24 protein-coding genes and 2 tRNA genes are annotated in these 23,615 nt (G+C 67.2%); 14 read left to right on the top strand and 12 right to left on the bottom strand.

Annotated elements, in window-relative coordinates; all coding sequences use genetic code 11:
- Positions 1-49 precede the first annotated feature (49 nt).
- The 5 genes from QYL93_RS05140 to greB all read left to right on the top strand — a co-directional run bounded on the left by QYL93_RS05140 (position 50) and on the right by greB (position 3,493).
- Positions 50-126, top strand: a tRNA-Ile gene (locus tag QYL93_RS05140).
- Positions 127-714: 588 nt separating this feature from the next.
- On the top strand, positions 715-1,773 hold the full coding sequence (locus tag QYL93_RS05145) for a hypothetical protein (protein ID WP_305742643.1): 1,059 nt from the start codon (positions 715-717) through the stop codon (positions 1,771-1,773).
- A gap of 337 nt (positions 1,774-2,110) precedes the next feature.
- Positions 2,111-2,187, top strand: a tRNA-Arg gene (locus tag QYL93_RS05150).
- 211 nt (positions 2,188-2,398) lie between these two features.
- Positions 2,399-2,845 carry a hypothetical protein gene (locus QYL93_RS05155; RefSeq protein WP_305742644.1) on the top strand — a complete coding sequence of 149 codons (447 nt, stop codon included), beginning with the start codon at positions 2,399-2,401 and terminating at the stop codon, positions 2,843-2,845.
- 57 nt (positions 2,846-2,902) lie between these two features.
- The gene (greB, locus tag QYL93_RS05160) at positions 2,903-3,493 is read left to right on the top strand and encodes a transcription elongation factor GreB (protein ID WP_305742645.1); all 591 of its coding nucleotides are present in this window, start codon (positions 2,903-2,905) and stop codon (positions 3,491-3,493) included.
- A 147-nt stretch (positions 3,494-3,640) separates the two neighbouring features.
- Here the strand turns inward: greB and QYL93_RS05165 are convergent, their stop codons facing one another.
- The 4 genes from QYL93_RS05165 to QYL93_RS05180 form a co-directional block, all read right to left on the bottom strand.
- Positions 3,641-5,917, bottom strand: a complete 2,277-nt coding sequence (locus QYL93_RS05165) for a bifunctional (p)ppGpp synthetase/guanosine-3',5'-bis(diphosphate) 3'-pyrophosphohydrolase (RefSeq protein ID WP_305742646.1) — start codon at positions 5,915-5,917, stop codon at positions 3,641-3,643.
- A 98-nt stretch (positions 5,918-6,015) separates the two neighbouring features.
- The gene (gene rpoZ / locus QYL93_RS05170; protein ID WP_005794722.1) at positions 6,016-6,219 is read right to left on the bottom strand and encodes a DNA-directed RNA polymerase subunit omega; all 204 of its coding nucleotides are present in this window, start codon (positions 6,217-6,219) and stop codon (positions 6,016-6,018) included.
- Between the two features lie 19 nt (positions 6,220-6,238).
- Entirely contained in the window at positions 6,239-6,859 is a 621-nt protein-coding gene (gene gmk / locus QYL93_RS05175; RefSeq protein ID WP_305742647.1) for a guanylate kinase, read from the bottom strand.
- A 36-nt stretch (positions 6,860-6,895) separates the two neighbouring features.
- Entirely contained in the window at positions 6,896-7,813 is a 918-nt protein-coding gene (locus QYL93_RS05180) for a YicC/YloC family endoribonuclease (protein WP_305742648.1), read from the bottom strand.
- 75 nt (positions 7,814-7,888) lie between these two features.
- Here QYL93_RS05180 and QYL93_RS05185 point away from each other — a divergent pair, with 75 nt between their 5' ends.
- From QYL93_RS05185 to hemW, 5 genes are all read left to right on the top strand, one after another.
- Complete coding sequence (locus QYL93_RS05185) at positions 7,889-8,905, top strand: serine/threonine-protein kinase (protein WP_007855567.1); 1,017 nt, start codon at positions 7,889-7,891, stop codon at positions 8,903-8,905.
- A gap of 82 nt (positions 8,906-8,987) precedes the next feature.
- Complete coding sequence (locus QYL93_RS05190) at positions 8,988-9,890, top strand: PP2C family serine/threonine-protein phosphatase (protein ID WP_057205454.1); 903 nt, start codon at positions 8,988-8,990, stop codon at positions 9,888-9,890.
- 141 nt (positions 9,891-10,031) lie between these two features.
- Complete coding sequence (gene rph / locus QYL93_RS05195) at positions 10,032-10,760, top strand: ribonuclease PH (protein ID WP_305742649.1); 729 nt, start codon at positions 10,032-10,034, stop codon at positions 10,758-10,760.
- Between the two features lie 56 nt (positions 10,761-10,816).
- A complete protein-coding gene (gene rdgB / locus QYL93_RS05200; RefSeq protein ID WP_305742650.1) occupies positions 10,817-11,416 on the top strand; it encodes an RdgB/HAM1 family non-canonical purine NTP pyrophosphatase in 600 nt (199 codons plus the stop codon).
- A gap of 20 nt (positions 11,417-11,436) precedes the next feature.
- Positions 11,437-12,714 carry a radical SAM family heme chaperone HemW gene (hemW, locus tag QYL93_RS05205; RefSeq protein ID WP_305742651.1) on the top strand — a complete coding sequence of 426 codons (1,278 nt, stop codon included), beginning with the start codon at positions 11,437-11,439 and terminating at the stop codon, positions 12,712-12,714.
- Here the strand turns inward: hemW and QYL93_RS05210 are convergent, their stop codons facing one another.
- Together QYL93_RS05210 and QYL93_RS05215 are read right to left on the bottom strand one after the other, a co-directional pair.
- Positions 12,715-13,908 (bottom strand): MFS transporter, encoded by a 1,194-nt coding sequence (locus QYL93_RS05210; protein ID WP_305742652.1) that lies wholly within the window; start codon positions 13,906-13,908, stop codon positions 12,715-12,717.
- Positions 13,909-14,037: 129 nt separating this feature from the next.
- The gene (locus QYL93_RS05215) at positions 14,038-14,373 is read right to left on the bottom strand and encodes an I78 family peptidase inhibitor (protein ID WP_305742653.1); all 336 of its coding nucleotides are present in this window, start codon (positions 14,371-14,373) and stop codon (positions 14,038-14,040) included.
- Positions 14,374-14,613: 240 nt separating this feature from the next.
- Between QYL93_RS05215 and QYL93_RS05220 the strand changes: the two genes are divergently transcribed.
- Together QYL93_RS05220 and QYL93_RS05225 are read left to right on the top strand one after the other, a co-directional pair.
- Positions 14,614-14,814, top strand: a complete 201-nt coding sequence (locus QYL93_RS05220; RefSeq protein WP_305742654.1) for a hypothetical protein — start codon at positions 14,614-14,616, stop codon at positions 14,812-14,814.
- 23 nt (positions 14,815-14,837) lie between these two features.
- Positions 14,838-15,176 (top strand): hypothetical protein, encoded by a 339-nt coding sequence (locus tag QYL93_RS05225; protein ID WP_305742655.1) that lies wholly within the window; start codon positions 14,838-14,840, stop codon positions 15,174-15,176.
- Between the two features lie 58 nt (positions 15,177-15,234).
- Here QYL93_RS05225 and QYL93_RS05230 read toward each other — a convergent pair whose 3' ends face one another.
- Positions 15,235-15,477, bottom strand: a complete 243-nt coding sequence (locus tag QYL93_RS05230) for a hypothetical protein (protein ID WP_305742656.1) — start codon at positions 15,475-15,477, stop codon at positions 15,235-15,237.
- A 200-nt stretch (positions 15,478-15,677) separates the two neighbouring features.
- Here QYL93_RS05230 and QYL93_RS05235 point away from each other — a divergent pair, with 200 nt between their 5' ends.
- Positions 15,678-16,835 carry an ABC transporter substrate-binding protein gene (locus QYL93_RS05235; RefSeq protein ID WP_305742657.1) on the top strand — a complete coding sequence of 386 codons (1,158 nt, stop codon included), beginning with the start codon at positions 15,678-15,680 and terminating at the stop codon, positions 16,833-16,835.
- Between the two features lie 9 nt (positions 16,836-16,844).
- Here QYL93_RS05235 and QYL93_RS05240 read toward each other — a convergent pair whose 3' ends face one another.
- Both QYL93_RS05240 and QYL93_RS05245 read right to left on the bottom strand, forming a co-directional pair.
- The gene (locus tag QYL93_RS05240; RefSeq protein ID WP_305742658.1) at positions 16,845-17,870 is read right to left on the bottom strand and encodes a tripartite tricarboxylate transporter substrate binding protein; all 1,026 of its coding nucleotides are present in this window, start codon (positions 17,868-17,870) and stop codon (positions 16,845-16,847) included.
- Positions 17,854-18,789 (bottom strand): LysR family transcriptional regulator, encoded by a 936-nt coding sequence (locus tag QYL93_RS05245; protein ID WP_305742795.1) that lies wholly within the window; start codon positions 18,787-18,789, stop codon positions 17,854-17,856. Before QYL93_RS05245 ends, QYL93_RS05240 begins: the two co-directional genes overlap by 17 nt.
- Positions 18,790-18,968: 179 nt before the next feature.
- Here QYL93_RS05245 and QYL93_RS05250 point away from each other — a divergent pair, with 179 nt between their 5' ends.
- Positions 18,969-20,354 (top strand): hypothetical protein, encoded by a 1,386-nt coding sequence (locus tag QYL93_RS05250; RefSeq protein WP_305742659.1) that lies wholly within the window; start codon positions 18,969-18,971, stop codon positions 20,352-20,354.
- Between the two features lie 138 nt (positions 20,355-20,492).
- Here the strand turns inward: QYL93_RS05250 and QYL93_RS05255 are convergent, their stop codons facing one another.
- From QYL93_RS05255 to QYL93_RS05265, 3 genes are all read right to left on the bottom strand, one after another.
- Positions 20,493-21,371 carry a 2-keto-4-pentenoate hydratase gene (locus QYL93_RS05255; RefSeq protein ID WP_305742660.1) on the bottom strand — a complete coding sequence of 293 codons (879 nt, stop codon included), beginning with the start codon at positions 21,369-21,371 and terminating at the stop codon, positions 20,493-20,495.
- A 139-nt stretch (positions 21,372-21,510) separates the two neighbouring features.
- Positions 21,511-22,071 carry a hypothetical protein gene (locus QYL93_RS05260; protein ID WP_305742661.1) on the bottom strand — a complete coding sequence of 187 codons (561 nt, stop codon included), beginning with the start codon at positions 22,069-22,071 and terminating at the stop codon, positions 21,511-21,513.
- A gap of 1,251 nt (positions 22,072-23,322) precedes the next feature.
- Entirely contained in the window at positions 23,323-23,610 is a 288-nt protein-coding gene (locus tag QYL93_RS05265; protein ID WP_305742662.1) for a hypothetical protein, read from the bottom strand.
- Between the last annotated feature and the right edge of the window lie 5 nt (positions 23,611-23,615).

The following is a 23,615-nucleotide window of genomic DNA, read 5'->3' on the forward strand; positions in this document are numbered from 1 at the left end:
CCTGGATACCCCCTACAATACCGCGTGCCCCGTCTTCGGTCAGGTACACGGGGCGTTAGCTCAGTTGGTTAGAGCAGAGGACTCATAATCCTTTGGTCGCGGGTTCAAGTCCCTCACGCCCTACCATATACAGCCTGGATAGGCTGCTATAAAAACCGCAGCGGTTTTTCGCAGTTCCCAGTTCTTTTCCGCAAATCACCACGGCAGCTTCACGTTCCGCCTTGCCTTGTGGCGGATGTCTTCGGCCGCCATGGCCGCTGGCGAGCCTCAGGATGGCCCGCGCGGGCTTCGTTCCGGTAGCGGTATTGGCCTCGGCTGCCACCTTGGCGTGGGAAACCCTCATCTGATGTCGGCCTTGCCCTTTTCCATGGCCTGCGCTGGCAAACTAGGCTCTGTAGGACTTTGCGCCGATCGGGTGTCCGCATGTAACTTGTGCTCCACGTCACTGCGACGACTTCAAGTCATCGATACATTCAAAGACACGCGATGTCACGCTTCTTGCAAGCCTTGGACTGCTCAGGGCTGCTGGCGTGGTTGCCTGTGCCAGCACGAGGGTTGGGTCGTCCTGGTCTGCGAGGTGGTGGGCTTGCTGGGGGAGGCGCCTGCCGACACTGCTCAGCCATTTTTATTTTTGGAGTCCATTCGATGCGGTATCTACTTGTTTTGTTTTTAGCTGCAGTGACCACGTTTGCCCAGGCTGCAAACTTCGTTTCGATGCACCAGTCTGCACACAGAATTGCCCTGTCCCTGGGGTCCGGCAGTGTTTACACCTTCGACACCAAGGTCGGCTTCAAGGAGCAGTACGCGCCCACCGGCGTGACGGGTTGCGCCATCGGTTTTGGCACGGGTGGCTGCGCCTTCCCTGGCGGTGGATCGCTCTCCCTGCCTGAGTTCACTGGCTTCCAGATGCAGAACAAGGAATTCAAGATATTCATTCCTGCAGGCACCCGTTCGTTCCTGTTCTCGGGCTATGCGGCCCAAGGCACCCAGTCGGCCTTCGTACTGCGCTACGGCAAGGAGCCGACCCGTGTCGCCGCCCTGAGCGGTAGTGAGTACCAAGCTGCACAGACCGGCGAACGCATCGACTCCGCGTTCACACGCCTGGTCAATGAAGACGTCGACCATTTCGTCGTGCACGACGGTGGTGGCACCCTGCGCTTCGTGGGCGGCCAGCTCGATGCCAACCGCAGCAGCACCGACCAGGGCAAATGGCTCTACGTGCGCCAGCTGAGCGGCGCCGCGCTGTACGACTACCAGGGCGCCATTGACGTCGACATGCCCAAGTACGCGGCCGGATACGCCAAGATCTCCTGGACCACCAGCCCCTTCCCTGACCCCGTCGATGCCGCAAGCCCTGGCGGGGGTGGTGGTACCACCAATCCACCGGTTGCCGGCACGACGGTCACCACCTCCGTGCTCTCCACCGCCGGCCAGCCCCTCAGGCTGGATATCACGATGACCCAGTCGGCCGCTGAGGTCGCTGCCAATCCGAAGATCAGCACCTGGATTGCTGCGCGCATTCCCGCCAATGGCCTGTTCTACACGACGGATGTCTGGTTCTTCCGCAAGGTCGACGGTTGGGCCCAACTGGTGTTGCCGCTCCCTGAGACGGTGGCTTACTCGAGCCTGGGCACCAACGCCACGAGCCTGAAATTCACGCCCTCGCTGGACCTGACCGATACGGACCTGCGCGCCTTCAATGTCGAGGTGCATTTCGGCTACAAGACCAGCACGGGCGCCTTTGTGAGCAAGGGCAAGATCTGGCCCCAGTAAATGGGTCGGCGCAGGCGCGCCGCTCACCTGGTTCTGCAAAGGCCCTTCGGGGCCTTTTTGCATGGAACTGCCGAGCAGGGGGCAGGGCGACAATGGCCAGTGCAGGCCTGCTGCCTCGCACCGGTGCAAGCGCGGCACTCCGCCAGGGCGCGGTGCGGACCCATGCGGGGCGGCAGGCCAATAAATTTGGCGTTTTTGCCTGAAGGCCCCTCCGGGGTGCACTACAATACAGGCAGCAGATGAGTTCTGTGAATGCCTTCGGATGTTTCTGGTGGTGAACACAGAAAGCAGCGATTTTTTGAAATGTTGAAAAATCCATGCTATAATTTGAAGCTCAGCGGCTGTAGCTCAGTTGGATAGAGTACTTGGCTACGAACCAAGGGGTCGTGGGTTCAATTCCTGCCAGCCGCACCAACAGGTAAGCCCTGATATCGCAAGATATCAGGGCTTTTTCCTTTGCATTTGCCTTTCCTGGCTGTTGGTTCCGGGGCGCCGATCTGTGCCCATTTGCGAAATGAACCTCGCTTGCGCTCCCCTGCGGCCTTATGCTGCTGCTCCAACAAGATGCAGCCACATCGAGCTGCCGACGGGAGGGATGGAAATGAACAGCGCAAGAACGAGGGGTGTGTCCACGCTCGCTTTCATGGCGGGCCTGGCCGTGCTGCTGGTGGCGGCTTTTGCCTGGGGTGGCTACCAGAAGGCCCAGCGCAAGGCAGAGGCGGCCCACGCCATCGTGGTGGCCAACGAGCGCCTGGACAAGGCCCACAAGCAGTGGATGGATGCCATGCAGGTGGTCCGCAGCACGCCGCGCGTCGGCCTGTCCACGCCGGTGCTGACGATGCAGGCCCTGCGCCAGGAAGTGCACGGCCTGGCGCTGCCCCGGTGCCTGGAGAAAAGCCGCGAGTACTTCGTGGCGGGCATGGACGCCCAGCTGGAGGGCATTGTGGCTTTCATCCGTGCCGACATGGACAAGGAGGCCTTGCGTGCCTACACCACGGCCAAGACACGGCTGATGAACGAGAACTTTGTGGAGTTCGGCAACAAGGCGTCCGCCTGCCCGGCGAACAGCTGAAGCCGAGGGGCATGGGCCTCCCCGGAGTCGGTGCCGCCGCGCAGGTAACATGCCACCATGAGCAAGGCTTTCACCAAGGAATCCGACACGCAGGCCGATGACGACGAAGGGCCTGCGCTGCCCCCCATTCCGGCTGGGTCGCGCAACTACATGACACCTGCAGGCTATGCCCGGCTGCGCGGCGAGTTGCTGGACCTGATCGACAACGAGCGCCCGAAGATCGTCGAGGTGGTGCACTGGGCGGCCAGCAACGGCGACCGCTCGGAAAATGGCGACTACCTCTACGGCAAGAAGCGCCTGCGCGAGATCGACCGGCGCATCCGTTTTCTCACAAAGCGGCTCGAAGTGGCCGAGGTGGTGGACCCGCTGGTCCATGCCGGCAGCGACCAGGTGTTCTTCGGCGCCACCGTGACCTATGTGGACCAGGAAGACGCCACGAGCACTATCACCATCATGGGCATCGACGAGGCCGACAGCGGCCAGGGCCAGGTGAGCTGGGTGTCGCCCGTGGCGCGCGCCCTGCTCAAGAGCCGGGTGGGCGACGAGGTGCCGCTGCCCACGCCGGGCGGCGTGCGTTCGCTGGAGGTGCTGGAGGTGCGCTACGAGCGGCACGATCCGCCACCGCCGCAGGGGGCTGTAGACGCCTGAATGGCTGTGAAGTGGCGCCTCGCTATCGCCAGCCAGGCCCATTCGGATCTGGGTTCGGCCGGATGGCTAGGCGGGGAGCCGCAGACAGTGCTGTAGCACGGCAAGGCGACCCAACGACGCTATGCGGTCGAAGGCAAATCCGAATGATCAGGCCGCTGGAGTGATGCGGCTGGCCCGGATCACCGCCGGGGTGCGCCGCAGGTTGCGCAGAGCCGCTTCGATATGGGTCTGGTCGCGCACGGCGACGATGAAGCGCAAGTCGGTGGTGTCCAGCGCCACCTCGTCGTCCATGTCCACGTGCGTAATGTCGGCCTCGGCACTGGCCAGGTCGGCCGCCACGCGGGCCAGCACGCCCTTGCTGTTGGTGATGGTGACGACGATGCCGGTCTCGAACATGCGCACGGGTTCGTCCGCCCAGTCCACGGCGATGAAGCGTTCGCTGTCCTTGTGCTGCAGGCGCTTGGCCACGGCGCAGTGGGTGTTGTGCACCACCAGGCCCTCGCCCCGGCCCAGGTAGCCCACGATGGCGTCGCCCGGCACGGGGCGGCAGCAATGGGCGTACTGCACCGATGCGTTCTCGCTGCCGTCGAGCGTGACGGCGCCCTGCGACAGCCGCTCATGCGAGGTGTAGCGCTCGCGGCTGAGCAGCAGCGCGTCGGGCCGGTGGCCGTGCTCGCTCATCAGCACCATGAGCCGCTTGGCCACGATGCTGGCGATGCGTTTGCCCAGGCCCAGGTCGGTCATCAGCTCGCTGCGCGTGCGGTTGCCCGTGAAGCGCAGCAGCTTGTCCCACATCTGCTGGGTCTCGGCATTCACCGGGGGCAACTGCTCCAGGCCTTCGGAGCGGATGGCCTGGGTCAGCAGCTTCTCGCCCAGGCCCTCGGACTCGGCATGCGCCAGGGTCTTGAGGTAGTGGCGGATCTTGGAGCGCGCACGCCCCGTGCGCACAAAGCCCAGCCATGCCGGGTTGGGCGTGGAGATGGGGGCGGTGATGATCTCCACCACGTCGCCGTTCTTGAGTTCGGTGCGCAGCGGCACCTGCTCGTTGTTGATCTTGGCGGCCGTGGTGCGGTCGCCCACGTTGCTGTGGATGGCGTAGGCAAAATCCACCACCGTCGCGCCCCGTGGCAGGGCCATGATCTGGCTCTTGGGAGTAAACACGTAGACCGCGTCGGGGAACAGGTCCACCTTCACGTGGTCCCAGAACTCGGCGGCGTCGCGCGTCTCGTTCTGGATGTCGAGCAGCGACTGCAGCCACTTGGTGCCCAGGCGCTCGGCCGAGGTGCCGTCGCCGTCCTGCGCCTTGTACAGCCAGTGCGCGGCCACGCCGGCCTCGGCGATGACATGCATCTCGTCGGTGCGCATCTGGAACTCGATGTTCACGCCCGAGGGGCCTACCAGCGTGGTGTGCAGCGATTGGTAGCCGTTGAGCTTGGCGATCGCGATGTGGTCCTTGAACTTGCCCGGCACCGGCTTGTACATCTGGTGCAGCACGCCAAGGGCCGTGTAGCAGTCGGTCACCGTGGGCACGATGACGCGAAAGCCGTACATGTCCGTCACCTGGGCAAAGCTCAGGTGCTTCTGGTCCATCTTCTGGTAGATGGCGTAGAGCGTTTTTTCGCGGCCGGCCAGGCGCACCTGCATGCCGATGCGCGAAAAGGCGGCGTCCACCTCGGCTTGCACTTTCTGCACCAGGTCGCGGCGGCGGTTGCGCGATTTGTTCACCGCCTTGGCCAGCGTGGCATAGCGCCAGGGATGCAGGTGGCGGAACGACAGGTCCTGCAGCTCGCGGTAGGTCTGGTTCAGCCCCAGGCGGTGGGCGATGGGGGCGTAGATCTCCAGCGTCTCCGATGAGATGCGGCCCCACTTGCTGCGCGGCATGTCCGACAGCGTGCGCATGTTGTGCGTGCGGTCGGCCAGCTTGATGAGGATGACGCGCACGTCGCGCGCCATGGCCAGCAGCATCTTGCGAAACGACTCGGCCTGGTTTTCCTCGCGCGTATTGAACTGCAGCTTGTCCAGCTTGGTCAGGCCATCCACCAGCTCGGCCACCGGTGCGCCGAAGCGCTCGATCAGGTCCACCTTGGTGACGCCGCAGTCCTCCATGGCGTCGTGCAGCAGCGCCGCCATCAGGGCCTGGGCGTCGAGCTTCCAGGTGGCGCATTGGGCGGCCACCGCGATGGGGTGGGTGATGTAGGGCTCACCGCTGTTGCGCAACTGGCCCAGGTGGGCCTCGTCGGCGAAGCGGTAGGCCTGGCGCACCTGCTCGATGCTGTGGGCGTCCAGGTAGTCAAGGTTGTCGGTGAGCGCGGCAAAGCTGGCGGCCGCTGCATTGGCCGCTGCCGCAGATGCACTGACTGGCGCGTGGGTGTCGCCAGGCCGGGCATGCGCTGCTGCCGAAGGAGTGTTGAACACCGCGTTCATGCCTTAAATGTAGCGCGGGTGCGCAATACGGGTCGCCGAGGAAAAAAAAAGCACCGCATGAAAGCGGTGCTCTCGGGGGCCGGTGCCCACAGAAAGACTCAACCAGGAACCTTCTTGAGCATTTCCAGGCCAACCTTGCCTTCGGCGATCTCGCGCAGGGCGGTCACGGCGGGTTTGTTGCGGCTTTCGATGCGCGGGGCATGGCCCTGGCTCAGCATGCGGGCGCGGTAGGTGGCGGCCAGCACGAGCTGAAAGCGGTTGGGGATCTTTTCCAGACAGTCTTCTACGGTGATGCGTGCCATCGGTGGGTACTCCGGGGATTCAGGTGATATTGAGCGACTGGAAGGTGTCAGCACGGGCGCGTCGCTGGGCGGCGTACTTCAGGCGCTGGGCGTGCACGACGGCTTTCAGGTCGAAAAGCGCGCGCTCAAACAACTCATTGATTATAACGAAGTCGAATTTGCTGACCTGTGCCATCTCGGTAGCCGCGTTCCTGAGGCGGACTTCGATGACATCCGGAGAGTCCTCGCCCCGGCGTTCCAGGCGCGAGCGCAGCTCTTCCCAGCTCGGAGGCAGGATGAAGACCAGGAGCGCATTGGCAAACGCCTCCTTGATCTGCAGCGCGCCCTGGAAATCGATTTCCAGAATCACGTCCGAGCCCTGGGCAATCCGCTCCTCGATGGCCTTCTTGGAGGTGCCGTAGCGGTTACCGTGCACATGCGCCCATTCCACGAAGGCATTGCCCTCGACCATGGCGTCGAACTCGGGCTGCGACGCGAAATAGTAGTCGCGGCCGTGCTTTTCCTGGCCGCGCGGTGCCCGCGTGGTGTGCGAGATGGACAGGTGGACGTGCGAGTCCAGCTCCAGCAAGGCCTTCACGAGGCTGGATTTGCCGGCGCCGCTGGGGGCTGCCACTACGATGAGATTTCCTGGATAGTCCATAGGTGATGTGCGCCAGGCGCTATCAAAACATGAGTCTTATTCAATATTTTGCACTTGCTCGCGCATCTGCTCGATCAGGACCTTCATGTCCACGCTGATGCGGGTCAGGTCCAGGGCGGCCGATTTGGAGCCCAGGGTATTGGCCTCGCGGTGCAGTTCCTGGATCAGGAAATCGAGGCGCTTGCCGACTTCGCCGCCCTTCTTGAGCAGGCGCTCGATCTCCTCCAGATGGGAGTCCAGGCGGGTGATCTCCTCGGCCACATCGATGCGGATGGCGAAGGCCGTGGCCTCGGTCAGAGCACGGTCGCGGGCGGCCTCGGGCAGGGTGGCGCCATCGGTCAGGGCCATGGCTTCCTTCCAGCGCTCCATGAAGCGCTGGCGTTGCTGCTCCACCAACAGGGGCACCATGGGCACCGCCTGCTCGGCCAGGGCGCGCAATTGCTTCAAGCGGTCGAGCAGCATGGCGGCCAGGCGCTTGCCTTCGCGTTCGCGGGCCGACATCAGCGCGGTGAGGGCCTCCTCGGCCAGGGCGGGCACGGCCTCGCTCCAGTCCTCGTTGCCAGAATGGGCGTTGGCGCACAGGCGCAGCGCGTCGGCCACGCTCAGGGGGGCGGCGTTGGGCAGCCAGGACTTGACCGAGTCCTGCAGGGAGTTCAGACGCTGCAGCAGGCGGGCAGGGGGGTCCTGCAGGGTGTTGCTGTCTTCGTTTTCCAGCGCGGCGCGCACTTCCACCTTGCCGCGTTTCAGGCGCGCGGTCAGCAGGGCGCGCAGGGCGGGCTCCATGGCGCGCAATTCGTCGGGCAGCCGGAACGACAGGTCCAGGAAGCGGCTGTTGACCGAGCGGATCTCCAGCCCCAGGCGGCGCGCCGGGGTGGCGCGGCCCTCGGTTTCAGCGCCAGCGGCGGATGTGCCGTGCTGCGCGCTGGCGTATCCGGTCATGCTGTAAACTGGCATTGGACTTTTTGATGGTTGCTTGCGATCCGGCGATTATCCGGGTTCCGCCCTACCCCCGAGTCATCTTCGCAAAATATGTCAAAAATCAAACCGGCCCCCTTGCCACCCGATACCGCGATTGGTGGTTACCGTGTGGTGCGTCGGTTGTCGTCCGGTGGCTTCGGTGTGGTCTACCTGGCCCTGGATACCGAAGGCCAGCAGGTCGCCATCAAGGAATACCTGCCTTCGTCCCTGGCCACGCGCGCCCCGGGCGAGCTGCTGCCCAAGGTGCAGTCCGAAAAGCTCTCGCTCTACCGCCTGGGCCTCAAAAGTTTCTTTGAAGAAGGCCGCGCGCTGGCGCAGATTTCGCACGCATCGGTGGTGAGCGTGCTCAACTTCTTTCGCGAGAACGAAACCGTCTACATGGTGATGAACTACCTGGAGGGAGCTACCCTGCAGGACTTCATCATCACCGCGCGCGACCTCAAGACGCAGAAGGTGTTCCGCGAGTCCACCATCCGCTCGCTGTTCGACGAGGTGCTGCGCGGGCTGCGCATCGTGCACCAGCACAAGATGCTGCACCTCGATATCAAGCCGGCCAACATCTTCATCACCGACGACAACAAGGCGGTGATGATCGACTTCGGCGCCGCGCGGGAGGTGCTGTCCAAGGAGGGCAACTTCATCCGCCCCATGTACACGCCCGGCTTTGCCGCGCCCGAGATGTACCGGCGCGACTCGTCCATGGGCCCGTGGACCGACATCTACGCCATCGGCGCCTGCATCTATGCCTGCATGCAGGGCTTTCCGCCCAACGAGGCGCCCCAGCGCATCGAAAAAGACCGCCTGTCGCTGGCGCTGACCAAGCTGCGCGGCGTGTACTCCGACAACCTCATCGAGGTGGTCGAGTGGTGCATGGCGCTCGATCCGCTGTCGCGCCCGCAGTCTGTGTTCGCCCTGCAAAAGGAGCTCAGCCGCGAAGGCGAGCGCCGCTACACCAAGCTCACGGTGGCCGAGAAGATGCGCCTGCAACTCGACACCCTGGTGTCCGACACCAAGAAGAATGTGCAGAAGGTGGGTGAAGCCACCGGTATCGGAGCCAAGCCCAAATGAAAACGACCCACGCAAAGCGGGTTCGGTTGGGATGCATGTCCATTAACGATGCATTGGTGCATCCTTGTTTGCGTGGGCCTCTATGAAGTTCTCGGTATTCCAGATCAGCCGCCGCGGCGGCCGCGAGAAGAACGAAGACCGCATGGGCTATTGCTACACGCGCGAATCGGGCCTGTTCGTCCTGGCCGATGGCATGGGTGGCCACCCCGAGGGCGAGGTGGCGGCGCAGATCGCGCTGCAGACCATCTCGGCGCTGTTCCAGCGCGAGGCCAAGCCCCAGCTCAAGGACGTGCAGGAGTTTCTCTCGGGCGCGCTGCTGGCCGCGCACCACCAGATCCTGCGCTACGCCACCGACAAGGGCATGCTCGACACGCCGCGCACCACGCTGGTGGCCGCCGTGCTGCAGGCCGGCACGGCCACCTGGATCCACTGCGGCGATTCGCGCCTGTACATGGTGCGCGACGGCGACCTGCTCACCCGCACCCGCGACCACTCGTATATGGAGCTGCGCAACAACCCGCCGCCAGGCCTGGAGCGCATCAACCGCAACGTGCTGTTCACCTGCCTGGGCTCGCCGACCAAGCCCATCTACGACATCACCGGCCCGGTGTACCTGGAGCAGGGCGACCGCATCCTGCTGTGCTCCGATGGCCTGTGGGGCACGCTCAGCGACGAAGAGATCGCCAAGCAGATGGCGCGCCAGACGGTGTCGCACGCCGTGCCGGAGCTGGTGGAAGAGGCCCTGCGCACCGCCGGTGACAGCAGCGACAACGTGACCGTGGTGGCGCTGGAATGGGAGACCCCCGATGCGTTCGAGTCCACTCAGGGCGTGTCCACCGACAGCATCAGCGACGACGTGTTCGCCTCCACCATCCAGGCGGGTCCGCTCGACGGGCTGGTGGACGACCTGGACGACGCCGCCATCGAGCGCTCGATCGCCGAGATCAACGAAGCCATCCGCCGCTCTGCCGCGCGCAAAACCTGAGTTCCATGGGCTGCGGGCGGTGTGCGGCGCCTTGGAGAACGGCTCTTGTGCGGCCGGCCGCTGGCTGACGCACCGACCTGACCCGCAGGCCAGCCCGCGTGCGCAGCGGGCGCCTGCCTTCTTTTGACACCGGAAATTCACATGACCACCTACCTTCGCACCGGCGCCCGTGCCGCCGACCAGCTGCGGCCCGTGCGCATCACTCGCCACTACACCATGCATGCCGAGGGCTCGGTGCTGATCGAGTTCGGCAACACCAAGGTGCTGTGCACCGCCTCGGTCGAAGAGCGCGTGCCCCCGCACAAGCGCGGCAGCGGCGAAGGCTGGGTCACGGCCGAGTACGGCATGCTGCCGCGCGCTACCCACAGCCGCAACGACCGCGAGGCCGCGCGCGGCAAGCAGAATGGCCGCACCCAGGAGATCCAGCGCCTCATCGGCCGCAGCCTGCGCGCCGTGTTCGATTTGAAGCTGCTGGGCGAGCGCACCATCCAGCTCGACTGCGACGTGATCCAGGCCGACGGCGGCACCCGCACTGCCGCCATCACCGGCGCCTGGGTGGCCGCGCAGGACGCCGTCACCAAGCTGCTGGCCGCCGGCAAGATCACGAAGTCGCCCCTGGTGCAGCCCGTGGCCGCCATCTCGGTGGGCATTGTCGAAGGCACGCCGCTGCTGGACCTGGAGTACGTGGAAGACGTGGGCTGCGACACCGACATGAACGTGGTCATGACCGGTGCCGGACACTATGTGGAAGTGCAGGGCACGGCCGAAGGCGCGGCCTTCACCCGCAAGGAGATGGATGCGCTGCTGGCCCTGGCCGAAAAGGGCATTGCCGAGCTGATCACCCTGCAGCAGCAGGCACTGCGCGACTGATCCAATTCCCTCCGGGCTGGCCGCCAGTCGGCCCTGACAACAACGATTTTTGCACGATGAAACTGGTCCTCGCATCCAACAACCGCGGCAAGCTGGCCGAACTGCAGGCCATGCTGGCACCGCTCTCGGTCGAACTCGTGCGCCAGGGCGATCTGGGCGTGGGCGAGGCCGAGGAGCCGTTTCGCACCTTTGTCGAGAATGCCCTGGCCAAGGCGCGCTTTGCCGCCGCGCACACCGGCCTGCCAGCCCTGGCCGACGATGCCGGCCTGTGCGTGGACGCCTTCGGCGGCCTGCCGGGGGTGGACACGGCCTACTACGCCACGCAGTTCGGCTACGAAAAGGGCGATGACACCAACGTGCGCGCCATCCTGGAGCAGATGCAGCACATCGACCAGCGCCGCGCCGCCATGGTCAGCACCCTGGTGGCGGTGCGCAGCCCCCAAGACCCCGAGCCCCTGATCGCCGTGGGCCGCGTGGTCGGCGAGATCACGCGCGAGCCGCGTGGCAGCAACGGCTTCGGCTTCGATCCCGTGATGTTCATCCCCGAGTTCGGCAAGACCTTTGCCGAGCTGCCCGTGGAAGTGAAGAATGCCCACAGCCACCGCGGCCGCTCGGCCCAGCAGATGCTGGCGCTGATGCGCGAGCGCTGGTTCTGAGCGGCTACGGCGACTTCCCCATGGCCCATATCCCCATCGTCCCCGAGACCGAAGCGGCCGAGCCCGCCGTGGTGCGCGACATCCAGCACTACATGCGCGCCGGCCTGCTGCAGCTGCAGAGCCTGCCGCCTCTGTCGCTGTACGTGCACCTGCCCTGGTGCATACGCAAGTGCCCGTACTGCGACTTCAACTCGCACGAGTACCGGGGCGCTGCCGCAGGGGCCGATGCAGGGCACGCCGCGCCCGGCCAGGTGCCCGAGCAGCGCTACATCGACGCCCTGATGGCTGACCTGGAGGCCGCGCTGCCGCTCATCTGGGGCCGCACCGTGCACAGCATCTTCATCGGCGGCGGCACCCCGAGCCTGTTCTCGCCCGAGGCCATCGACCGCCTGGTGGGCGGCATCCGCGCGCGCCTGCGCCTGGAGCCCGATTGCGAGATCACCATGGAGGCCAACCCCGGCACCTTCGAGAAAGACCGCTTCAAGGCCTTTCGCGCCGCTGGCATCACGCGCCTGTCCATCGGCGTGCAGAGCTTCAACGACCGGCACCTGAAAGCCCTGGGCCGCGTGCACGACCGCGCGCAGGCCCTGGCCGCCGTGCAGGAGGCGGCCGAGGCCTTCGATACCTTCAACCTCGACATCATGTACGCCCTGCCGGGGCAGACGCCGGCCGAGCTGGAAGAAGACATGGCCCTGGCCCTGTCGCTGAAACCGCCGCACATCTCCATCTACCACCTCACCATCGAGCCCAACACCTACTTCGCCAAATACCCGCCGGCCATCCCCGAGGACGACCAGGCCTACGCCATGCTCGACCGCATCACCGAGATGACGGGCCAGGCGGGGCTTTCGCGCTACGAGATCTCGGCCTATGCGCGGGCCGGCCACCAGTGCTGGCACAACACCAACTACTGGCAGTTCGGCGACTACCTGGGCATTGGCGCCGGCGCGCACAGCAAGCTCAGCTTTGCCCACCGCGTGGTGCGCCAGGTGCGCTTTCGCGACCCGGGCCGCTACATGGACAACGCCCTGGCCGGCCACGCCGTGGCGCAGGACGAAGAGGTGCGCCGCGCCGACCTGCCGTTCGAGTACATGCTCAACGCCCTGCGCCTGCGCGAGGGCTTTGCGCTCAAGGATTTCACCGAGCGCACCGGCCTGCCCGTCACCGCCATCGCCAAGGCGCTGGACAAGGCCGAGGCCAAGGGCCTGATCGTGCGCGAGCCGGGCGGCCAGGTGCGGCCCACGGAGCGGGGTTTCGACTTCCTGAGCGATCTGCAGGAGCTGTTCCTGGCCGACTGATCAGGCGCTGCGGCGGTCGCCCTGCAGCCGCCACAGCCCGAACAGGGCCCCCAGCGCCACCAGCGAGATGCCGAAGGCCAGCCACAGCGCCGCATGGGGCCCGGCCGAGGTCAGGATGGCGGCGAACACCGGCGGTGCGGCGGCGAACGACAGGTTCAGCGGCATGGCCAGCCGCGCCGACGCGCGCGCATACGCAGCGGCCGGAAACACCAGCAGCGGCAGCGTGGCGCGGCTCACGGCGATCACCCCGCCCGCCATTCCATAGACCAACGCGAACAGCAGGGCGCCGGTGAAGCTGCTGGTGAACAGCAGCACGATGAAGCTCAGCGGAAACAGTGCCGCTGCAGCCAGCCCCGTGGCAAAGCCCGACCAGCGCCTGCCGCCCAGAAAGTCGAACAGCCGCCCCGCCCACTGGGCAATGCCGATGAAGGCCGCCGCCGCCAGCGCGCTGGCGTGGCTCAGGCCCGAAGCCTCGAACAGGATGATGATGGTGAGCGCAAAGCCCCAGGTCACGAAGCCATTGGCGGCAAAGCCCACGGCCAGCAGGGCGAAGCGGGGCCGGTCGATGGGGGCGGGCTCGGCCGGCACCTGGGTGGCGGTGGTACCCCTGGGCCGGCGCGCGAGTACGGCCCAGTGCAGTGGCAGGCAGACCAGCAGCACCAGCGCGGCAAAGGCCAGCGTCGCCGCGCGCCAGCCCCACTGGGCCTGCAGCAGCCCCGAGAGCGGCCAGAAGAGGGTGGAGGTGAGGCCCCCGGCCAGGATCAGCACACCCAGCGCCCGGCGCGCCTTGTCACCCGCGATCTCGGTCACCGCGATCTGCGCCGGCGTGCTCAGCATGCCGGCACCGGCCAGACCCAGCACCGCCCACGCCAGCAGGTAGGACACGGGGCCTTGGGCCAGCCCCACCAGCGCCAGACCCAGCGCACCCAGCAGCGATCCCAGCACCATCACCGGGCGCGCGCCATGGCGCTCGAACACGGCGCCCAGCGGCCACGAGGCCAGGGCCATCACCACCAGCATGGCCGTGGGCCCGGCCATCACCAGCGGCAGGCCCATGCCCAACTCGGCCGCCATGGCCGGCCCGGTGACCGCCGGCAGCCAGAAGGTGGAGCCCCAGCCGATGAGCTGGGTGAGCGAAAGCGCGGCGACGGCGCGGACGGTGGGGGAGGGGGATATGAACGAGCGCAGCGGCATCGGGCGGGGACCTGCGGCGCGAAGGGGGAGGAATGGGGAACAAAAAACCGGTGGAACGCTGCGCCGCAGGAATGATAGCCGGCACCGCGAGGCCCCGCCCGGCCCTGGCCACTGCCCGCGGCGGCTTGTTCAGCCGCAGCGCACGGTGGTGATCTTGCCGCTCGCGTCGGTCACCAGGTTCAGGCGCTCGGCGTTGAATTCCATTGTCACAGGCTGGTTGTCGCGCAGCACGCGCGCCATGGCCGCGCCCGAGGCCACGCGCGCCTGCTCGACCGTGCTGGCCGTGGGCTGCTTGCCCTTGGCACCCTGTGCCGGTGCGGCGTTGCAGGTGCCGCCCCTGGGGCCGGGGCCTACCGAGGGTGTGTCGGCTGTTGGCGCGCGCGCGGGTGTGCCGGCGCAGCCCGCCAGCAGGGCCATGCACAGGCCAGCGCAGGCGGTGAGAAGGGGGTGGGGGTGGTGGCGCATGGAGGTCTCCTCGAATGGACAAAAGGGGCGCACGGAGCGCGCGCGGCCTTGCCACCATAACGCCTGGCGAGCCCCTCATTTGTGACGTGGCGTAACCACAGCGCCAGCGCCTACAGGGAGACAGGGCATTGCAGGACATTTCCTACACATGTGACATCGGCTATCCGACCCCGGGTGCCTGCCGAAAGTGCGCCAATCCTTTCACACCCCAGTCTTTTCCCCGAACGCGAGGATGGAACCATGCACTTCGATGACCTCTACACCAGGCGCCTTGAACGGATCGGCGAGCCGGACCCCATCCAGATGGGCCAGCCGATGCGGGCTGCCACACAGTCCCAGCAGAGCGAGTACCTTATGGTGGGCAAGGCCGACATGGCCCATGTGCAATGGGAACCCCAGTTCGGCGATACGTTGCATGGCGAATTCCAGGCGATGGGCTGATGGCGCTCAGGAGCACCACCACCATGCTTGCCGCCGCCCACTCCAGCCAACGCACCAACCTGGCGCGCAATGACGACGACGGCCTGCAGGTCAGCCTCATCCTGCACATTGCGCACGACGGCGCGCAAGGCTACCGTGCCCGCATGTTCGATGAGCAGTACCAGGTGGGCAGCCCCACCTACCACTCGCGCATCGAAGAAGCCATTCGCTGGTACGGCGAACATTCGCCCGTCGCGGGCGTGCAGGCCTTCCGCATCTGGTACGGCGGCTGGTGCGCGGGCAGCTTCAGCCTGGCAGACATGGAGCAGGACGCCGAAAGCATCGCCGACCGCCTGCTGGTGCTGGCCCTGGTGGTGCGCTGAACCCCTGCGTCTTTACGGAGTGAGGAAGTAGTAGCAGATCCAGGGTGCGTAGACGAACTCAGACGCCAATGCCACCGCAAAGATGCCTTTGTAGAGCGGGCAGTTGAACCGGTCCGCATAGTAGTGCACCCCAGGTGGGCTTGATGGCGAGGGCCCGCGTTCCGCCCTTGCCGGCGGTGCTGGCCGCCGGGCGCTCGATGGTCGGCATCAGCACCTGGTCGAGGTTCGGCGCCTCCCCGGCCTGCGCCAGGGCGCCATGCAATACCGGCAAGGCCATCAGCAGCAAGAGCAGTTTCTTCATGGTGTTCCCCAGGGAATAGACCAGTCAGGGTTGCACTCTACTGGCCATCATGCAAACCCCTATGGCCAGCGTTGACTGGCTTTCCTTGAGTTCGAAGCTGACAGAAGGCTGTCGGTTGAGCGGCGGTGCTGGTATAAACGCGCTCGGTCACCGGCGCGCTGCGCTGGCATGCCCACAACGACAAAGACCCGAGGAGACACATGAACCCGAGCGCCGCCGCGACCGCTGTCCGCCACTGGCTTGCCAGCCCTGTTCTAAGTGCGGGCGTGCTGCTCGCCGCTACGGTGGGGGTGGCGCAGGCAGCCCCCATCGTGGTCGGCCAGGTGGCGCCGCTGTCTGGCCTCAAGGCCAGCGACGGCCGGGGCTACTCGGCAGGCATGCAGATGTACTTCAACCACGTCAACAAAGCCGGTGGCATCAACGGCAACACCCTGGTGCTGGCGCGCAAGGACGATACCGGCCGGGCCGACCAGACCCTGGCCGCCACCCAGCAGCTGCTGGCTGATCAGCGCCCGCTGCTGCTGGCGGGCTACATGGGCGCCAGCAACCTGGCGGCACTGCAGAAGTCGGGCCTGCTGGCCAAGGAGAAGATCGCGCTGGTGGGCTACCGCAGCAGCACCTTCCAGCCTGACTCGCCCCTGCTCTACAACGTGCGCGCCGGCCTGCGCGACGAGATCGGCAAGATCGCCGAGCACCTGGCCACCGTGGGCATCACCAAGCTGGGCCTGCTGTACGAAGAGGGTCCCGACGCCCCGGCGCTGCTGGCCAGTGCCGAAGAGGCCGTGAAGAAGAACGGCGGCAGCCTCGTGGCCAAGGGCTCTTACGAGATGGACACCCTGCGCATGGAGAACGCCAACAAGCTGCTGCAGGCGGCCAAGCCCCAGGCCATCATCCTCATCACCAGCGGCGCCGCCGCCTCGGCCTTCATCGAGAAGTACCGGCTGGAAGGCGGCACGGCACGGCTCTTCGCCTCGTCCGACGTGGACCTGGAGCAACTGGCCAAGCGCCTGGCCGAAGAGCACATGCAGGGCATCTCGATCGCCCAGGTCACACCCAACCCCTACCGCCCATCGAGCAAGCTGAGCAAGGAATTTCGCGAGGTGCAGGCCAAGAGCGGCGACCCCGACGTGCCCGTGAGCTACGCCATGATGGAGGGCTACATCGCCGCCAAGGTGATCGCCGAGGCCGCGCGCCGCGCGGGCGCCCGCCCCACGCGCGAGAACCTGGCCGCCGCGCTGGACAGCATCGACAGCCTGGACCTGGGCGGCTACACCGTGGGCTATCGCCCCGGCCAGCGCGCGGGTTCGCGCTTCGTGGAGCTGTCCATCGTGAGCGCGACCGGCCGCATCCGGCAATAAGGATCGGCCTCAGCGCAACACGGTGCTGCTGTGGCGCACCAGCGCCTCGTTGCCCTGCCGGTCGGCGGCGATCTGATGCGCGAAAGCGGCCACCGAGCCGCCTGCAGGCAGCAGGTGCTTGTCCCTCAGCACCGCGGCGAATCCCCCGGCATTGAGGATGCGGTTGACCGCCTCATTCAGGCCCTGCACCACGGCTGCGGGCGTGTGCGCGGGCGCAAACAGGCCGAACAGCGAGCTCAGGTTGGCGCGCGGGTAGCCCAGCTCGGCCAGGGTGGGCACCTCGCGCAGCGCTGGCAGGCGCGTGGGCGAGCCCAGGGCCAGCGCGTGCAGGCGGCCGGCGGCCACGTACTCGAGCTGCTGCGCTGCGAGGTTGGACGACAGCACCTCGAACTGGCCGCCCAGCGCGTCGTTGAGCTGCGCGCCGCCGCCCTGGTAGGGCACGTGGGTGATGTCGGCGCCGCTGTGCAGGCGCGTCTGCACCAGCACCATGTGGCCTGTGGTGGCCACGCCCGAGCTGGCCCAGCGCACGGCGCCGGGCCGTGTGCGCGCCAGGGCGACCATTTCGGTGAACGAGCGCGGGCCCAGGGCCGGTGTGCCCATGACCAGCACCGGCGTGTGCATGATGCCTACGACCGGCATCACCAGGCCGAGCGGGTCGCGCAGACCGCCGGGCACCAGCAGCGGCTGCAGCGTGACCGGGGTGATCGCCGAGAACGCCAGGGTATGCCCGTCGGGTGCGGTGCGGGCCAGTAGGTCGATGCCCACCGAGCCGCCGGCCCCCGCGCGGTTGTCCACCAGCACCGGCACGCCCAGGGCGCGCGCCAGCGGCTGCGCCAGCGCGCGCGCCGTGGCATCGCTTACGCCGCCGGGCGGGTACACCACGATCAGGCGCACCGGGCGGCTGGGCCAGCGAGGTGCTGCTGCATGCACGGCGGGTGCTGCGGCCACCAGGGCCGCGCCGCCTGCGGCCCAGCGCAGCAGGCGGCGGCGAGGCAGGGATGCGATGGCGGGTGGGGGCTCAGGCAGGCGTGGCAACTCTGGCCCTTCCGGCCGCGATCTTCGTGACCAGCTCGACGAAGGCCGCCGTGGGGCCGTGGCAATCGCTTTTGCGCCAGGCCAGGGTCAGCGGCGCGCCCAGCTTCACCGCGCGGGCCAGCGGGCGGTAGACGATGGCGTTGTGGTGCGTGCCCTGCATGGACGAGGGCACCACCGAGATACCGGCGCCGGCGGCCACCAGGTTCAGGTTGGTCATCATGCGGTCCACCTCCGAGACCACGTTGATGGCCACGCCCTCGCGCGTGCACAGCTCCAGCAGGTTGGCATACAGCCCCGGCGCGCCGGGCTTGCGCACGAAGATGAATTTTTCGCCCCGCAGGTCCTTGAGCTGCACGGGCGGCTGCTTCTTGCCCACCGGCAACTGCGCCAGCGGGTGGTCGCGCGGCATGGCCAGCACGGCGGGCTCCTGCAGCAGGGTCTTGAGCACCACCCCCTTGGGCCAGGCCACGGGCACGCGCAGAAAGCCGCAGTGCAGGCGCGAGGAGGCCACCGCCTCGGTGATCTCGGCGGCGTTGTTCTCGCTCACCACCAGCTGGATGCCGGGGTAGGTGGCGCGGCACATGCGCAGCGCCTCGGGCGTGAAGTCGTGCGCCGCCGACGAACTCGTGAAGCCGATGGAGAGCATGCCCTGGCTGCCGTCGGCAAAGGCCAGCATGCGCTCCTGCATGGCCGCGCAGTCGCGCAGCAGGCGCGTGGCCTCGGCATAGAACAGCTGGCCCGCATCGGTCAGCGTCACGCCCTTGGGGTGGCGCAGGAACAGGGGCACACCGAGCTCCACTTCCAGCCCCTTGATCTGCTGGCTCAGCGGGGGCTGCTGCATACCCAGGCGCTCGGCGGCGCGGGTGATGTGCCGGGCATCCGCAACGGCGACGAAGTAGCGCAGGTGCCGAAACTCGATATTCATAACGTATGGACCACAGATTATTCAGGTGTTTGGCATGTGCAGCCTACGCTCCTAGGATACGCCCTGTTCCCTGCAACCGGCCTCGTCGGTTTCCCTGTGGCGGGCTTCGTGCCCGCCTGTGCATTGCGCACAGGAGCACGCTTTTGACACAACAACAACCGGAGACACAATCCATGCGTTTCACCACCGGCTCGCGCAGCCCGGTCGCTTCGTCGACCCTGTCCGTCCTGTCCACCCTGTCAGCCATCACCCTGCTGTCCGCCTGCGGCGGCAGCGACAGCCCTGCATACCCGCCCGAAGCCAAGCCCGTTGCCGTGGCCTGCCCGGCGGAAGTGCCTGCCACCGCCACCTGCCTGGGCGGGCGCGACTCGGCCGGCGCCTACTACCTCATCGCCACGCCCAAGGACTGGGGCGGCAACCTCATCCTGCACGCCCACGGCGGGCCCGACCTGGCCGCCCCTACGGCCGAGCGCGCGCAGGAAGACCTGGTGCGCTGGGCCATCATGGTCAAGGCCGGCTACGCCTGGGCGGGCTCCACCTTCCGCCAGGGCGGGGTGGAAGTGCGCGCCGCAGCGGAGGATACGGAGCGCCTGCGCCGCATCTTCAACGAGCATGTGGCAGTGCCCAAGCGCACCGTGCTGCACGGGCAGTCATGGGGCGCGGGCGTGGCCGCCAAGGCCGCCGAGATGTTCACCGCGCAGACCGTGGGCTCGCAGCCGTACGACGCGGTGCTGCTCACCAGCGGCGTGCTGGCCGGCGGCACGCGCTCGTACGACTTCCGCCTGGACCTGCGCGCCGTCTACCAGTACCTGTGCAACAACCACCCCCGGCCCACCGAAGCGAGCTACGCGCTCAACCTCGGCCTGCCCGCCACGCTGACCCTGGCGCGCGACGACTTCAACGCCCGCGCCAACGAATGCCTGGGCCTGGACAAGACCGCCGCCCAGCGCACGCCCGAGCAGCAGCGCAAGGTCGAGACCATCGAGAAGGTCATCAAGATCCCCGCCAGCTCGATATCGGCCCACCTGAGCTGGGGAACCTACCACTTTCAGGACGTGACGGCCAGGCGCACCGGTGGCGCCAGCCCCTTTGGCAACACCGGCGTGGTCTACAGCGGCTCGGCCGACGACGCCTCGCTCAACGCCGGCGTGCTGCGCTACCGCGCCGACCCGGTCGCCGTGCAGCGCTTTGCCGACGACACCGACCCCAAGGGCACCATCCCCGTGCCCGTGCTCACCACCAAGTGGATCAGCGACCCAACGGCCTTCGTCGAACTCGACGCCTACTTCAAGACCGTGATGGACCGCGGCGGCAGCGGCGACCGCCTGGTGCAGACCTTCGTGACCACCGGCACGCACAGCTATATCAGCGACCCCACCTACCCGGCCCTGGTGACCTCGCTGCTCGACTGGGTTGAGACGCGCACCAAGCCCACGCCCGCCAGCGTGGCGCATCGCTGCACGTCGCTGGAAGCGCGCTTCGGCACGGGCTGCACCTTTGCGCCGGCCTATGTGCCCGGAGCGCTGGAGACGCGCGTGCCGGCGCGCACGCGGCCGTAAGGCGCCGGGGGAAGGCTCGGCTGGCATGCAAACAGCAGTGAAGAGCTGCCTGCCAGCCGCGTCCACCACCGCCCAGGGCAGCTGGCTGTTCATGGGCGGATTCTCCCCCGCATGCCCGGGCAGTCGCCCGCGGGCTGCCTACTTGAAGGTCACGCGCACCGGCGCCGCGCCCGGCAGGCCGTCGTAGGTGGCCGTGACCGAAAGGCCTGCGCGCGGCGGCAGCAGCGCCGAGAATGAGCCCAGGCTCACCAGATCGCCAGGCTGCAGGGTGATGCCCTCCTGCTGCAGCGCGGTTGCCAGCCAGGTGACAGCGTTGAGCGGGTGTTCCAGGATGTCGCTGCCCTTGCCGCCACCCAGGCGCGCGCCCGCGCCATCGGTGAGCGAGACATTCATGTCGGCCAGTGCCTTGAGGAAGGCGTAGCGCTCGCCTCGGTAGGCCGGTATGGGCAGCGGCGTGCCTGCAACGCCCAAGCGCGCTCCCACGTTGATGGCCGTGACGCCCGCGCCGTTGAGCTGCGGCGGCGCCTGCACAATCAGGTCGGGCAACTCGATGAAGGGGATCACCTGGTCGATGGCGTCCAGCACATCCGCAGGAGTCTTCGCATGGTTGATGGCCGCGCTTTTCACGCGCACCAGCATGTCGGCCTCGTACAGCGCGCGGGCGCCGAAAGCCGCCTCCACCGTGGCGCCGCTCTGCAGCACCATGCCCTCGTAGAGCTTGCCCCACACCGGCTTGTCGGTGTTGAAGCGCTTTTGCACCGCCGGGTTGGTGAGCCCCGCCTTGTAGCCCACCACCTTGCCCATGCGCTGCGCCAGCAACTGGTTGAACTTGCTGCGCGTGCATGCGCCGTCAGCGTCCGAGAGGTTCACCGGGTTGGGCGCCGGTGTGCGCGCCACGTAATGCGCCAGCAGCTCGGCGGTCTGCGCATCGGTCAGGCAGTCGGCGTGCGCGGTGGTGGCCGCGCCCAGCGCCAGCAGGGCGGCGGCGGTGGCAAGGGCTTTCTTTGTCAAGGGCATGGGTTGTCTCCTGTCGTTGTGTGTCATCGGCATCTCGGGCGGCAGTGCACAGCAGGATCAGGATGCGGCCGAGGCCGCCACCCGGGCGCTGGGCTTCGAGGTCAGGGCCTGAAAAGGCCCTGAACAGGTCCTTGGGCTTTCAGCGGTCCACGTACTGCGCGTCGAAGCGCTTGCGCGCCGCGAGGTGGGCGTCGGCGCAGGCGCCGGTGGCCGGGTCGGCGCGGCACACCGGGCTGGGCTGGAAGTAGCGGGCCCAGGCATCGGCGCGGCGCTGCTGGCGCTCGGATTCGAGCCGGGCGGCCAGGGCCTGGGCGGTCTTGAGGTCGTCGTCGGCCTTCTTCTGGCCCGCGTCCTGCACCGGCGCAGCGGGCTGCGGGGCCTCGGCCTGCGGTGGTGCGGTCTGCACAGGCAGTGGCGGCGCGGGTTCGGGGGCGGGCGGTGCCGGTGGCGGCGCAGGCTGGGCCACCGCAGGTGGCGGGGCGGCCTGCGTGCTGGCGTTGCTGGTACTGCTGCTGTCGTCGCCCACAGGCCGTGGCTGTGTCAGCACGGCCGGTGTGGCTGGTGGCGGTGGGCGCTGGCCGACAATGGCGTCGTGGGCGAACAGGGCGGCCAGACCGCCGATGAACACGCCCAGCGCGATCCTGGCAACGTCCGGCAAAAAGGGGCCCCTGCCGGCCGCGGGTGACGAATCTGGTTGCATGGCACACCTCCTGCGGGCAGTGTAGCCGTGCATGCGCCGGCACATTGGTCAAATCGCAGGCACTGCGTTGAAACCCGCGCCGGCACGGGGCCCGGCGGGCATGCACAGGTGTTATCCACAGAGTCATCCACCATGGCTGTGGACTGCTGCACTGGGCTGCGTGGCAAGTTGTACCGGGGAGGTGCGCGGCGCCGCAGTCGGGCCATTGCCAGCCATGCGCCAGGGCCTGAAAAGTGCCCGGCCCACCGTGCTGCGGCGCGCGGCAGTGGGCTGATGAAAGAACAGGCACTGCGTCGCAGCCCGCGCCAGTGCTGGCTTTGCGGTGCATTCATCAGGGTTTTCCACAGGGTCATCCACGGTGGCTGTGGATGGTGTGGCAGCGCACGCAAGCCGCGCTGCCAGCGCGCATCGCGGAAGACTTGGAGGGCGGCTGCAGCGCGTGGCTGATGAATTCGCAGGCACCGTGTTGCAGGCCGCGCCAGTGCTGGTTCTGGCGTGCCTGCACAGGGGTTATCCACAAAGTCATCCACGCCGGCTGTGGACTTTGCGGACGCCGTTTGCGCCCCCTGCACGGTCATTGGTCAATCCGCAGGCACCGCGTTGCAAGCCGCGCCGGCATTGGCTTTGCGCGGCATGCACAGGCCTTTTCCACAGGGTCATCCACGGTGGCTGTGGACTGGTTCGCCCGCCCAGGCCTGGGACGCATGGCAAGGGGGCGGGCGGGGGTGACGGCGGGCGGGCAATCCGGCGGTGCTGGCGCAGCGCTGATGAATACGCAGGCACCGCGTTGCAGGCCGCACCAGTGCTGGCTTTGGCGTGCATGCCCAGTGCTTGTCCACAGGGTCATCCACGCCGGCTGTGGACGGTGCGCGCGCATACGGGTGCCCTGCTGCGCCCCCTGCGCGGGGCATTGATGAAATCGCAGGCACCGCGTTGCAACCCGCGCCGGCATTGGCTTTGCGCCGTATCCATCGGTGTTTTCCACAGGGTCATCCACGGTGGCTGTGGACTGACCGTGCCCGTGCATGTTGCCAACCGAGCGCCAGGACAACAGTTCACCCAGCGTGACCACCGTCAGCTGCAGCCCGCGCAGCGTTGTGCCGGGGTTGCCGGGCGGGTCCGAGTGGGCCAACAGCTCGCGCTACAGGTGGATGGCGCGCATGAGATTGCCTAGGTGGTGGGGGTGAACGAGCACGCCGCGCACCCGGGCGAGCGGGGGCGCGATGTGGGCAGGGCGCGTGGCCACGCCCGTCATGCGTATGTGCTGAGAATAAAGAGGCCGATGAACACCGCGAGCCCCAGCAAAGCCGCTGTGACCACGACCCGCGATGACCTGGCGGGTGGCGGCTTGGGCCGCTCGGCCAGGACCTCGGTGTACGACTCCAGGGTGGCCCGGGTGAGGTCGAGCTGCTCCTGCAGCTGTGTGTGGAGCGCCGCATCGCGTTGCGGATTCAGGCTGGTCAGCTGCTCTTCGAGCCTGCGGACCTGCTGCACAAGTCGCCGGGATGTCAGGTCGCTTGCCGTAGAGAATGCGTTCATGGGCG

It is taken from the genome of Acidovorax sp. A1169, assembly GCF_030704685.1.
Lineage (GTDB): Bacteria > Pseudomonadota > Gammaproteobacteria > Burkholderiales > Burkholderiaceae_C > Acidovorax.